9 protein-coding genes and 1 pseudogene are annotated in these 12,223 nt (G+C 69.7%); 5 read left to right on the top strand and 5 right to left on the bottom strand.

Annotated features, from left to right (window positions below; genetic code table 11):
- Positions 1 to 357: 357 nt before the first annotated feature.
- Both AC31A1_RS34555 and AC31A1_RS34550 read left to right on the top strand, forming a co-directional pair.
- Positions 358 to 873, top strand: coding sequence for a DUF6912 family protein (locus AC31A1_RS34555; RefSeq protein WP_489657092.1), 516 nt, complete (start codon positions 358 to 360; stop codon positions 871 to 873).
- An 86-nt stretch (positions 874 to 959) separates the two neighbouring features.
- The gene (locus tag AC31A1_RS34550) at positions 960 to 1,625 is read left to right on the top strand and encodes an HAD family hydrolase (RefSeq protein ID WP_489657091.1); all 666 of its coding nucleotides are present in this window, start codon (positions 960 to 962) and stop codon (positions 1,623 to 1,625) included.
- Between the two features lie 131 nt (positions 1,626 to 1,756).
- Here the strand turns inward: AC31A1_RS34550 and AC31A1_RS34545 are convergent, their stop codons facing one another.
- A complete protein-coding gene (locus AC31A1_RS34545; protein WP_019056759.1) occupies positions 1,757 to 2,323 on the bottom strand; it encodes a DJ-1/PfpI family protein in 567 nt (188 codons plus the stop codon).
- Between the two features lie 667 nt (positions 2,324 to 2,990).
- Between AC31A1_RS34545 and AC31A1_RS34540 the strand changes: the two genes are divergently transcribed.
- Both AC31A1_RS34540 and AC31A1_RS34535 read left to right on the top strand, forming a co-directional pair.
- Positions 2,991 to 7,922, top strand: a complete 4,932-nt coding sequence (locus tag AC31A1_RS34540) for an NAD-glutamate dehydrogenase (RefSeq protein ID WP_489657090.1) — start codon at positions 2,991 to 2,993, stop codon at positions 7,920 to 7,922.
- A gap of 127 nt (positions 7,923 to 8,049) precedes the next feature.
- Positions 8,050 to 8,502, top strand: a complete 453-nt coding sequence (locus AC31A1_RS34535) for a GtrA family protein (RefSeq protein WP_489657089.1) — start codon at positions 8,050 to 8,052, stop codon at positions 8,500 to 8,502.
- Positions 8,503 to 8,518: 16 nt separating this feature from the next.
- Here the strand turns inward: AC31A1_RS34535 and AC31A1_RS34530 are convergent, their stop codons facing one another.
- Both AC31A1_RS34530 and AC31A1_RS34525 read right to left on the bottom strand, forming a co-directional pair.
- A complete protein-coding gene (locus tag AC31A1_RS34530) occupies positions 8,519 to 9,379 on the bottom strand; it encodes an ABC transporter ATP-binding protein (protein ID WP_489657088.1) in 861 nt (286 codons plus the stop codon).
- Positions 9,372 to 10,289 carry an ABC transporter permease gene (locus AC31A1_RS34525; RefSeq protein WP_393761968.1) on the bottom strand — a complete coding sequence of 306 codons (918 nt, stop codon included), beginning with the start codon at positions 10,287 to 10,289 and terminating at the stop codon, positions 9,372 to 9,374. The genes AC31A1_RS34530 and AC31A1_RS34525 overlap by 8 nt, the downstream gene beginning before the upstream one ends.
- Before the next feature lie 188 nt (positions 10,290 to 10,477).
- On the opposite strand from AC31A1_RS34525, the gene AC31A1_RS34520 reads away from it, so the two are divergent.
- Positions 10,478 to 11,104: a TetR/AcrR family transcriptional regulator gene (locus AC31A1_RS34520; RefSeq protein ID WP_393761970.1), complete on the top strand. Its 627-nt coding sequence runs from the start codon at positions 10,478 to 10,480 to the stop codon at positions 11,102 to 11,104.
- A gap of 16 nt (positions 11,105 to 11,120) precedes the next feature.
- On the opposite strand, the gene AC31A1_RS34515 is transcribed toward AC31A1_RS34520, so the two are convergent.
- Both AC31A1_RS34515 and AC31A1_RS34510 read right to left on the bottom strand, forming a co-directional pair.
- On the bottom strand, positions 11,121 to 12,104 hold the full coding sequence (locus tag AC31A1_RS34515) for an ADP-ribosylglycohydrolase family protein (protein WP_489657087.1): 984 nt from the start codon (positions 12,102 to 12,104) through the stop codon (positions 11,121 to 11,123).
- Positions 12,105 to 12,117: 13 nt separating this feature from the next.
- A pseudogene (locus AC31A1_RS34510) lies at positions 12,118 to 12,223 on the bottom strand (UDP-glucose 4-epimerase GalE); the annotation flags it as partial.

The following is a 12,223-nucleotide window of genomic DNA, read 5'->3' as shown; positions in this document are numbered from 1 at the left end:
GTCCTGGTCATGACCTTGTGCATGGGGGTCCCCGTTGGGTCGGCCCGGGATGTACCGGGAAGTAACTTGCTGGTTGGGGATCTTGTACGGGGCTATGGGCAGGGGGAGCAAGGACGTGGCGGCGCGGGTCGGAGGGGCCGGAATGTTCACTTATCCGAGTGATCCGGAGGGCCGGAAGCCCGTCGCCGCAAGAGCGTGCCGGGTGAATCACCGGCGTGGGGTGGACGCCCTCAGAGGTGCGGGTGGGGACTCGATGGGGGACCCGCGCACGTATCCTGGAGGCCCTCTCGGAGGCGTGGCACCGTCCGCGGAACCGTCTTCCCCGAGGCACTCTCCGAACTACGAAAGCGGTCGGCCATGCGCGTCTACGTCCCCCTGACCCTCCCCGGTCTCGCCGAGGCGTACAAGACGGGTGAGCTGGGGACGGGACCCTTCGTCGCGTACGCCGTGACGCCCGCGCTGCGCGAGTGGTACCTCTCCGACGACATCGAGGAGCTGGAGTACGCGGCGCTGAACCGGGCCGCGCTCGCCTCGCTGCGGCTGCTGGCGGTCCACGCCGACGCGCCGCGGCGCCGGGTCGTGCTCGCCGTCGACGTACCCGACGGCACCGCGCACGCCGACCCCGACCGCGGACTCGACCCGGCGGCGCTCGGTGAGGTGCGGGTGACCGGAACCGTGGCGCTGGCCAAGGCGGCCGCCGTGCACGTGGATCTCGGGGACGCGGAGGGCGACGTGAGCGCCGCCGCCGACGCGCTTCCGGCGGCCGACCGAGGGGACGACGACGCGCAGTTCGTCGTGGACGGGGCCGAGGACCACGAGCTGCTCTGGTACGCGACGCAGGAGATCCCGAACCTCGTCGGGCCGGCCGACTGAGCCCGCTCGGCGGCGGTCGGATGGCCGTATGTGCCCATTGACCTGCGATTATCTTGATTGTCAGTGGCGGCGGGTACTTTTTTGGCATGGGGATGCAAGGAAGCGCGCACATCGTCTGGGACTGGAACGGCACGCTGTTCCACGACAATGACGCGATCATCGGGGCGACGAACGCGGCGTTCGCCGAGCTGGGGCTGACGCCGATCACGATGGAGGAGTACCGGGCGCTGTACTGCGTGCCGGTGCCCAAGTTCTACGAGCGGCTGCTGGGGCGGCTGCCCACCGACGCCGAGTGGGAGGTCATGGACGCGACCTTCCATCGGTACTACTCCGAGCACCGCGTCGTCTGCGGGCTCACCGAGGGCGCGGCGGACCTGCTCGCGGGGTGGCGGACCGCGGGTCGCAGCCAGTCGATCCTCAGCATGTACGGCCATGACGAACTCGTCCCGCTGGTAAGGGAGTTCGGGATAGAACCGCACTTCATACGGGTCGACGGGCGCACCGGTCCCTCCGGTGGCAGCAAGGCCGAGCACATGGTGCGCCACCTCGGGGCGCTGACCGGCGTGGACCCCGTGCGCACCGTGGTGATCGGGGACGCCGCCGACGACGCGGTGGCCGCCCTGCACGTGGGCGCGCGGGCCGTGCTCTACACCGGCGGTTCGCACAGCCGGGCCAGCCTCGAAGTGGTCGGCGTACCGGTGGTGGACTCGCTGGCCGAGGCCGTCGCGGAGGCGGAGCGGCTGGCGGCGTGACGGTGACCTGTCGGGCGGTGTGACGTGGCGCGGCGCCTCAAGAGGCGGCGCCTTCTGAAGGGCTCTGTGCGTCAGAGACACGGCGCCTCAGGAGAAGCCGCGCACCCGTCACGTAACGCCGCCCCCCGAGGTCACGTCACCGGCGCCTTCGCCCGCAGCACCGTCAGGAACTCCCGCATCCAGCTGGAGTGATCCGGCCACGCACGGGCGGAGACCAGCGTGCCGTCGACCACCGTCTCGGCGTCCTGGAAGGTCGCGCCGGCGGACTGCATGTCGAGTTCGAGCGCCGGGTACGCCGTGACGCGCCGGCCGCGCAGGCCGTCGATCGCGGCGGTGAGCAGGGGGCCGTGGCAGATCTGGGCCACGGGCTTGTCCGTGTCGAAGAAGGACTTGAGGATCTTGCGGAGTTCGGGATCGTTGCGGAGGTACTCGGGGGCCCGCCCGCCGGGGATGACGAGGGCCGCGTACTGGCCGGGATCGACCTCGGAGAAGGCGAGATCGGCGGGCCAGGTGTAGCCGGGCTTCTCGGTGTACGTGTCGAAGCCGGGTTCGAAGTCATGGACGACGAACTGCAGCTTCTTGCGCTCGGGAGCCGCGATGTGGACCTCGTAGCCCTCCTCGCGCAGGCGCTGGTAGGGGTAGAGGACCTCCAGCGACTCCGCTGCGTCGCCGGTGACGATGAGGATCTTCGCTGTCATGTCGGTGCGCTCCTCTGTGGCCGTGGCAGGCGTCTCCGCCGGGCGTCATGGGCTCACGGGTCCGCGGCCTCAAGGGCTCGTGGACTCATGAGCTCCTGGGCAACGTGCCTCGCGCCGGTGTCCTTGCCAAGAGGTCTCGCTCGCCAGAGGCCGCGCGGCTCAGGCATCGTCACCGTCCCGACTGCCCGTGAATACGACGATTTCATGCTCCGCGCCCCTGTGCATAACGTCAAAGTTCCACCCTCTGTTTTGTACACAACCGGCTCATGACGAGCCCCCGGTGAGGAGAGATAGCCTTGTGGAGTGATCAGCGCGATATTTCGCGGGGGCATCGTCGCCCCTGCTCCGCGCCCGGCGACCACGGACCACATCCGTGACCGGGCGGCGGTCGCTGGTCTCCCCAGGGCCTGTCCGACAGGCCCGCGCGGGCGGGACGGAGCTCCCAGGGCTCCCAGGACGCCGTGCACACCCCCGGTACCGGCGCGACAGAGAGCAGCGTCACATCCGTCGGGCGGGCCGAAAATGGCTGATAACCCACCGCTCATCTCACCCTGCGGCATAGCGTCTGAGCAGACCGGAGAACCCGGGCCGTGGCGTCGAGCCGCAGGGGAAGACACCGTACTTCCTTCTACGTCACGCAACGGCGCGCGACAGGAGCCAGAGGACAATGCAGACCAAGCTGGACGAAGCAAAGGCCGAGTTGCTCGAAAGGGCTGCTCGGGTAGCTGAGAACAGCCCGGTCGGGGGGCATCTACCCACCGGGACGACGGACGAGAGCACTCCGGACCAGGAGACCGTGCTCGCGTTCCTCCAGCGCTACTACCTGCACACCGCCCCGGAGGACCTCGCGGACCGCGACCCGGTCGACGTCTTCGGTGCCGCCTTCTCCCACTACCGGCTGGCCGAGACCCGACCCCAGGGCACGGCGAACGTACGGGTGCACACCCCGACGGTCGAGGAGAACGGCTGGACGTGCAGCCACACCGTCGTCGAGGTCGTCACCGACGACGTGCCCTTCCTCGTCGACTCGGTGACCAACGAGCTGACCCGCCAGGGCCGCGGCATCCACGTCGTCATCCACCCGCAGATCGTCGTCCGCCGCGACCTCACCGGCAACCTCATCGAGGTGCTCACCACCCCGCCCGCCGGCGAGCTGCCGCACGACGCGCACACCGAGTCCTGGATCCACGTCCAGATCGACCGCGAGACCGACCGCGCCGACCTGAAGCAGATCACCGCCGACCTGCTGCGCGTCCTGTCCGACGTCCGTGAGGCCGTCGAGGACTGGGAGAAGATGCGGGACTCGGCCCTGCGGATGGCCGACGAGCTGCCCACCGAGCCGACCGCCTCCGACCTGCCCTCCAGCGAGGTCGAGGAGGCCCGCCAGCTGCTGCGCTGGCTGGCCGCCGACCACTTCACCTTCCTCGGCTACCGCGAGTACCAGCTCCGTGAGGACGACTCCCTCGCCGCGGTCCCCGGCACCGGCCTCGGCATCCTGCGCTCCGACCCGCAGCACGGCGGCGAGGACAGCCACCCGGTGAGCCCGTCCTTCGAGCGGCTCCCGGCCGACGCCCGGGCCAAGGCCCGCGAGCACAAGCTCCTCGTGCTGACGAAGGCCAACAGCCGTTCCACGGTGCACCGTCCGTCGTACCTCGACTACGTGGGCGTGAAGAAGTTCGACGAGAACGGCGAGGTCGTCGGCGAGCGCCGCTTCCTGGGCCTGTTCTCCTCCGCCGCCTACACCGAGTCCGTCCGCCGGGTTCCCGTGATCCGGCGCACGGTCGACGAGGTGCTGGAGGGCGCCGGCTTCTCGCCCAACAGCCACGACGGGCGCGACCTGCTGCAGATCCTGGAGACGTACCCGCGCGACGAGCTGTTCCAGACCCCGGTCGACGAACTCCGGTCCATCGTCACGTCCGTGCTCTACCTCCAGGAGCGCCGGCGACTGCGCCTGTACCTGCGCCAGGACGAGTACGGCCGCTACTACTCGGCCCTCGTCTACCTCCCGCGCGACCGCTACACCACCGGCGTACGCCTCCGGATCATCGACATCCTTAAAGAAGAGCTCGACGGCATCAGCGTCGACTTCACCGCCTGGAACACCGAGTCGATCCTCTCCCGGCTGCACTTCGTGGTCCGTGTCCCACAGGGCACCGAGCTGCCGGAGCTGTCCGACGCCGACAAGGACCGCATCGAGGCCCGCCTGGTCGAGGCCGCCCGCTCCTGGGCCGACGGCTTCGGCGACGCGCTGAACGCCGAGTGCGGCGAGGAGCGCGCGGCAGAACTCGTGCGCCGCTACGGCAACGCCTTCCCCGAGGGCTACAAGGCGGACCACACCCCGCGCTCCGCCGTCGCCGACCTGGTCCACCTCGAACAGCTCACCGAGGAGCAGACCTTCGAGCTGAGCCTCTACGAGCCGGTGGGCGCCGCCCCCGACGAGCGCCGCTTCAAGATCTACCGCAAGGGCGCCCCGGTCTCCCTCTCGGCCGTGCTGCCGGTCCTCAGCCGCCTCGGCGTCGAGGTCGTCGACGAGCGGCCGTACGAACTGCGCTGCTCGGACCGTACGACCGCGTGGATCTACGACTTCGGGCTGCGGATGCCCAAGTCGCAGAACGGCAACGGGGACCACCTCGGCGACGACGCACGCGAGCGGTTCCAGGAGGCGTTCGCCGCCACCTGGACCGGGCAGGCCGAGAACGACGGCTTCAACGCTCTGGTACTGAGCGCCGGGATCGACTGGCGGCAGGCGATGGTGCTGCGGGCGTACGCCAAGTACCTGCGGCAGGCCGGTTCGACCTTCAGCCAGGACTACATGGAGGACACCCTCCGCAACAACGTCCACACCACCCGGCTCCTCGTCTCCCTGTTCGAGGCGCGGATGTCGCCGGACCGGCAGCGCGCCGGACGCGAGATCGTGGACGCCCTCCTCGAAGAGGTCGACGCGGCGCTCGACCAGGTGGCGAGCCTCGACGAGGACCGCATCCTGCGCTCCTTCCTGACCGTCATCAAGGCGACCCTGCGCACCAACTTCTTCCAGGAGGCGCTCGGCGGGCACGCGCACGCGTACGTCTCGATGAAGTTCGACCCGCAGGCCATCCCGGACCTGCCCGCGCCGCGACCGGCGTACGAGATCTGGGTGTACTCGCCGCGCGTCGAGGGCGTGCACCTGCGCTTCGGCAAGGTCGCGCGCGGCGGTCTTCGCTGGTCGGACCGGCGGGAGGACTTCCGGACCGAGATTCTCGGCCTGGTCAAGGCGCAGATGGTGAAGAACACCGTCATCGTGCCGGTCGGCGCCAAGGGCGGCTTCGTCGCCAAGCAGCTGCCCGACCCGAGCGTGGACCGGGACGCGTGGCTCGCCGAGGGCATCGCCAGCTACAAGATGTTCATCTCGGCCCTGCTCGACATCACCGACAACCTGGTGGCCGGCGAGGTCGTCCCCCCGGCGGACGTCGTCCGGCACGACGAGGACGACACCTACCTGGTGGTCGCCGCCGACAAGGGCACCGCGACCTTCTCGGACATCGCCAACGGGGTCGCCCAGAGCTACAACTTCTGGCTGGGCGACGCCTTCGCCTCCGGCGGCTCGGCCGGCTACGACCACAAGAAGATGGGCATCACCGCGCGCGGTGCCTGGGAGTCCGTCAAGCGGCACTTCCGGGAGCTGGGCGTCGACACGCAGAGCGAGGACTTCACGGTCGTCGGCGTCGGTGACATGTCCGGTGACGTGTTCGGCAACGGCATGCTGCTGAGCGAGCACATCCGCCTGGTCGCCGCCTTCGACCACCGGCACATCTTCCTCGACCCGAACCCGGACGCGGCCGTCTCGTACGCCGAGCGGCGCCGCATGTTCGAGCTGCCGCGCTCCAGCTGGGCCGACTACAACACCGACCTGCTGTCGGCCGGCGGCGGTGTCTTCCCGCGTACCGCCAAGGCGATCCCGGTCAACGCCCACGTCCGCGAGGCCCTCGGCATCGAGGACAAGGTCGCCAAGATGACACCGGCCGACCTCATGAAGGCGATCCTCAAGTCGCGGGTCGACCTGCTGTGGAACGGCGGCATCGGCACGTACGTCAAGGCCAGCACCGAGTCCCACGCGGACGTCGGCGACAAGGCCAACGACGCGATCCGAGTGGACGGCGCCGACCTGCGCGTCAAGGTCGTCGGCGAGGGCGGCAACCTGGGGCTGACCCAGCTCGGCCGGATCGAGTTCGCCCAGCATGGCGGCAAGATCAACACCGACGCGATCGACAACAGCGCGGGCGTGGACACCTCCGACCACGAGGTGAACATCAAGATCCTGCTCAACGGCCTGGTCACCGACGGCGACATGACCGTCAAGCAGCGCAACAAGATCCTCGCCGAGATGACCGACGAGGTCGGCGCGCTCGTCCTGCGCAACAACTACGCGCAGAACACCGCGATCGCCAACGCGCTCGCCCAGTCCAAGGACATGCTCCACGCCCAGCAGCGCTTCCTGCGCACCCTGGTCCGCGAAGGCCACCTCGACCGGGCCCTGGAGTTCCTGCCCACGGACCGCCAGATCCGCGAACGCCTCGCCCAGGGACAGGGGTTGACCGGCCCCGAGACGGCCGTCCTGCTGGCGTACACGAAGATCACGGTCTCCGACGAGCTGCTGCACACCTCGCTGCCCGACGACCCGTATCTGCGCACCCTGCTGCACGCCTACTTCCCGACCGCGCTGCGCGAGAAGTTCGCCGAGCAGATCGACACCCACGCGCTGCACCGCGAGATCGTCACCACGGTCCTCGTCAACGACACGGTCAACACCGGCGGCACGAGCTTCCTGCACCGCCTCCGTGAGGAGACCGGCGCCTCCCTGGAGGAGATCGTCCGGGCGCAGACCGCGGCCCGCGCGATCTTCGACGCCGCCGAGGTGTGGGACGGCGTCGAGGCGCTCGACAACACCGTCGAGGCGCCCGTGCAGACCCGTATCCGCCTGCACTCGCGCCGCCTGTGCGAGCGCGGCACCCGCTGGCTGCTCAACAACCGGCCGCAGCCGCTCCAGCTCGCCGAGACCGTCGAGTTCTTCGCCGAGCGCGTCGAGCAGGTCTGGTCCCAGCTGCCCAAGCTGCTGCGCGGCGCGGACCTGAACTGGTACCAGGAGATCTACGACGAGCTGACCGGCGCCGGCGTCCCGGCCGAACTCGCCACGCGCGTGGCCGGGTTCTCCTCCGCCTTCCCGGCGCTCGACATCGTCTCGGTGGCCGACCGCACGGGCAAGGACCCGATGGACGTCGCCGAGGTCTACTACGACCTCGCCGACCGCCTCCACATCACCCAACTCATGGACCGCATCATCGAGTTGCCCCGCGCGGACCGCTGGCAGTCCATGGCCCGCGCCTCCATCCGCGAGGACCTGTACGCGGCGCACGCGGCGCTGACGGCCGACATCCTCGCGGCGGGCAACGGCACCTCGACTCCCGAGCAGCGCTTCATCACATGGCAGGAGAAGAACGCCGCGATCCTGGGCCGGGCGCGTACGACTCTGGACGAGATCCAGGGCTCGGAGACGTTCGACCTGGCCAACCTGTCGGTGGCGATGCGCACGATGCGCACGCTGCTGCGCACGCACTCGTAGTCCCTGGGTCGTAGTCGCTATGACGACGAGGGCGCCCCGGGCCGCATCGGCTCGGGGCGCCCTCTTCACGGAGTGCCTTAGGGGTAATCAGGGGGAAGGCTTACTCTGCCCAGCTAAGCCTGGTGACGTGACTCTGAACCTCACCGAGGAACGCGTGACCGAGCCCGTCCGACCGGTGCGCGAGGTCGTCCTGGAAGTCGTGAAATTCGGGATCGTCGGCGGCAGCGGCGTCTTCGTCAACTTCGCGGTCTTCAACGCTCTGCTGCACGGCCTGCGGTGGCCCGCGATGCTCGCGACCGTCCTGGCCAGCTGCGTCGCGATGGGCGCCAACTACCTCGGCTTCCGCTACTACACCTACCGCGACCGCGACGCCCCCGGCGCCCGCCGGATCGCCCTGTTCTTCGCCTTCAGCGGCATCGGCGTCCTCATGGAGAGCGGCCTCTTCTACGTCGGCTACCACGGACTGGGCCTCCACGGTCCGCTTGAGGCGAATGCCGTGAAGGCCCTGTCGATCGTGCTCGCGTCCGCGTTCCGCTTCCTGGTCTACCGCACCTGGGTGTTCCAGGACGAGGACCTCTAGGCGGCCCGAGGGTCCCCTAGGCCGCCTGGCCCGCCGCGGGGGCCTTCGGCTTGTCGGCGCCGCCCGTGAAGGCCTCGTACGCCTCCAGGACCTCCTCCGTCGGTCCGTCCATCCGCAGCTCGCCGCGCTCCAGCCACAGCACGCGGTCGCAGGTGTCGCGGATCGACTTGTTGTTGTGGCTGACCAGGAAGACCGTGCCCGCGTGCTGGCGCAGCTCGCGGATCCGCTCCTCGGAGCGCCGCTGGAACGACCGGTCGCCCGTCGCCAGTGCCTCGTCGATCAGGAGGACGTCGTGGTCCTTGGCGGCGGCGATGGAGAACCGCAGTCGGGCGCCCATGCCGGAGGAGTACGTCCGCATCGGCAGCGTGATGAAGTCGCCCTTCTCGTTGATCCCGGAGAAGTCGACGATGCCCTGGTAGCGCTCCTTGACCTGCTCCCGGGACATGCCCATGGCGAGGCCGCCGAGATAGACGTTGCGCTCGCCGGTCAGGTCGCCCATCAGGGCCGCGTTGACGCCGAGGAGGGAGGGCTGGCCGTGGGTGTAGATACGGCCGTTCTCGACCGGGAGGAGGCCCGCGACCGCCTTGAGCAGCGTGGACTTGCCGGAACCGTTGGTTCCGATCAGCCCGATCGCCTCGCCCTTGTAGGCGACGAAGGACACCTTCTTGACCGCGTGCACCAGGCGCACGCCCGCCGCCTTCTCGACCTTCTCGCGGCGCATCATGCGGTTGAGGGCGGCGGTCGCGGAGCCGCGTCCGGCGCCGGTCCCGTTGACCCGGTAGATGACATCGACGCCGTCGCAGACGACGGTGGGGATCGTGCTGTCCGCGGCCACGGGGGTCCGCTCGGTGTGGTACTCGATGGTCTGCTCAGCCACGGCCGTACGTCTCCTCAGCCTTCCAGAAGTAGATGAAGCCGCCGACTCCGGCGATCAGCGCCCAGCCCAGCGCCGCCGGCCACACGTGCGGGGGGAGCTGGCTGGAGTGGAAGCTGTCGATCAGCGAGTAGCGCATCAGGTCGATGTAGACGGCCGCCGGGTTGGTCTCCAGGGCGAGCGTCACGATGTGCGGCAGGTGGTCCTTGCTGGTCAGCTTGTCGATGCTCCACATGACGCCGGAGACGTACATCCAGGTGCGCAGGATGAACGGCATCAGCTGCGCGATGTCCGGCGTCTTCGCGCCCATCCGAGCCATGATCATCGAGACGCCCGCGTTGAACGTGAACTGCAGGACCAGCACCGGTACCGCCATCAGCCAGGAGAAGCTGATCGGCACACCGAAGCAGAGCAGGATCACGACCAGAGCGGCCATCGAGAAGAGCAGCTGCTGGAGCTGCTGCAGCGCGAACGAGATCGGCAGTGCGGCCCGGGGGAAGTGCAGGGCCCGGACCAGGCCGAGGTTGCCCGAGATCGCCCGGGTGCCCGCCATGATCGAGCTCTGCGTGAACGTCCAGATGAACACGCCCGTCACCAGGAACGGGATGTAGTCCGGCACGCCGCGCTTGGTGCCCAGCAGGATGCCGAAGATGAAGTAGTACACCGCCGCGTTCAACAGCGGCGTCATCACCTGCCAGATCTGACCCAGCTTCGCCTGGCTGTACTGCGCGGTCAGCTTGGCGGTGGCGAACGCGGTGATGAAGTGCCGCCGCTCCCACAGCTGGCGGACGTACTCGCGCAGGGAGGGGCGGGCGCCACTGACTGTGAGGCCGTGGCGTGCGGCGAGCGCCGCGAGGTCGTCTTCGTCGGCCGGGGCCGGCGAATGGGGCGGTGTGTGGAGGACCTGGCTCACATCCGCTGCTTTCGCTCGGGGGGAGGGGGTGCGTGCGTCCGGCTGCCGTGTCCCGTCGTCCGACGTTTCCTTACGCTTCTCTTTACGTTCTCTTACGTCGGAACGGGACCGTATCGTCGCAACGTGAGCGTAGGCCGATTCGGCGTCGGAACGCAACCGTTTCGTCGCAACGCCCCTATGCTTGGACTATGACGACGAACGCCGACGAGCCCCAGACACGTCAGCGCCGCCGCACCCCTGCCGGGGCGGCCGTACTCCGCGAGGATGTGACCGAAGCCATTCGGGCGGCGGTCTTCGAGGAGCTGGCGGCGGTCGGGTATGCCCGGATGTCGATCGAGGGGATCGCGCGGCGCGCGGGAGTGGGCAAGACGGCGGTGTACCGCCGCTGGCGTTCGAAGCTGCACCTGGTGCTCGACGTGGTGTCGGCGATCGCGGTGTTGGGGCTGCCGACGCCGGACACCGGTTCGCTGGAGGGCGACCTCCGGATGCTGTACGAGGTGACGTCACGGGCGCTGCGTCATCCCGTCGCCTCGCAGATCATCCCGGACCTCCAGGCGGAGGCGGCCCGCAATCCCGAGATCGCCGACGCCATGCAGAAGGCGTTGCGTGAGGGCCAGGAGGGCGTGGCCAGCAAGATCCTCGCGGCGGCGGAACGGCGTGGCGAGATCCGCCCCGGCATGGACGAGGACCTGGCCCTGGACCTGATCTCCGGCCCCCTGTACTGGCGTGCCGTGGTGATCCGCAGCCCGAAGCTGCCGAAGGGGTACCTGGGGGCGCTGGCCCGGGCGACCACGGAAGGTCTCAAGGCGCTGTAGGGCTCCGCCGTACCCGTCAGCTAACTAGTGCCCCGTGATCCAACCGCCGTGCCAGTTCCCCGAGTTCGGCCGCTCGCAGCACCCGGCCGCCGAACCCCGGCAGCGGTACGTGCAGGGCCTCGGTCCAGCGTTCCGGGATCGCCGCGCTCCCGTACACCGCCCCGGCGAGGCCGCCCGTGACGGCGGCGACGGTGTCCGTGTCGCCGCCGAGGTCGATCGCGGCGCGCACAGCGTCTTCGTAGGAGGCCGTGGTCCGCAGGGCCCAGACGGCGGAGCCGAGGCAGGGCCAGACGGCGCCGTTGAACTCCGTCGCGAGGTCGGGGTGCCAGTCCGGGGCGAGGACGACGCCGTAGCGCTCCCGGTGGTCGGGGTGGACGGACCGGAGCGTCTCCGCGACGGCGTCGAGCGGGTCGCCGCCGGCCAGTGCGACGCGCACCAACTCGTGGAAGACGGCGGTGCCTTCCCAGGCTGCGCGGTCTCCGTGGGTGAGCGCGGCGATGCGGCGGGCGGCGTCCATCGTGGCGTCGCGTCCCGCGCGTGCGAAGTGGGCGGCCGACGGGGCGGCGCGCATCAACGCACCGTTCCCGGCGCCCCGTTGGCTCGACTGGAAGTGCAGGGCGGCGGCCAGGTCCCAGGGGTCGCCGCTGGTCAGCACGGCCTCGGTCTGCAGGCCGATGTCCTTCGGGTCGGCGGCCGCCCATTGCCGGAACCGCCGGAACATGTCCGGGAGTCGGAGCCCGCCGCACTCCAGCAGGGACTCCGCGACGAGTACGGCCATCTGCGTGTCGTCGGTCGCCTCGCCCGGGTCCCAGCCGCCGCCCCCGCACATCTCGCCGCCGTGACCGGGCACCGGAAAACGGGCGGAGAAGGCGCCTTCGGGACCGAACTCGAAGGGCGCGCCGAGAGCGTCGCCGACGGCCGAGCCGAGGACGGCGCCCAGGGCGCGTTCCGATCGGGAACAGCCGTTCACCGGGCCGGAGTTCATCAGGCCGGAGACCATCGGATCGCGCTCATCAGGACCGCGCCGCCCCCGGATGCAACCGTACCCACCCCTCCCAAGCCGACGCGATCAAGTCCTGGACGTCGTGCTTGGCCTTCCAGCCCAGTTCGGTGGTGATG

This window comes from Streptomyces sp. P5F9 (assembly GCF_057961495.1).
The sequence above is the reverse complement of the archived record's forward strand: the minus strand, read 5'-3'. Positions and strand labels throughout refer to the sequence as shown.

Excerpts from the sequence above, each read along its gene's own strand:
- AC31A1_RS34545 (WP_019056759.1), bottom strand. The coding sequence starts at position 2,323 with ATGACAGCGAAGATCCTCATCGTCACCGGCGACGCAGCGGAGTCGCTG.
- AC31A1_RS34540 (WP_489657090.1), top strand. The coding sequence starts at position 2,991 with ATGCAGACCAAGCTGGACGAAGCAAAGGCCGAGTTGCTCGAAAGGGCT.
- AC31A1_RS34520 (WP_393761970.1), top strand. The coding sequence starts at position 10,478 with ATGACGACGAACGCCGACGAGCCCCAGACACGTCAGCGCCGCCGCACC.
- AC31A1_RS34555 (WP_489657092.1), top strand. The coding sequence starts at position 358 with ATGCGCGTCTACGTCCCCCTGACCCTCCCCGGTCTCGCCGAGGCGTAC.
- AC31A1_RS34550 (WP_489657091.1), top strand. The coding sequence starts at position 960 with ATGGGGATGCAAGGAAGCGCGCACATCGTCTGGGACTGGAACGGCACG.
- AC31A1_RS34515 (WP_489657087.1), bottom strand. The coding sequence starts at position 12,104 with ATGGTCTCCGGCCTGATGAACTCCGGCCCGGTGAACGGCTGTTCCCGA.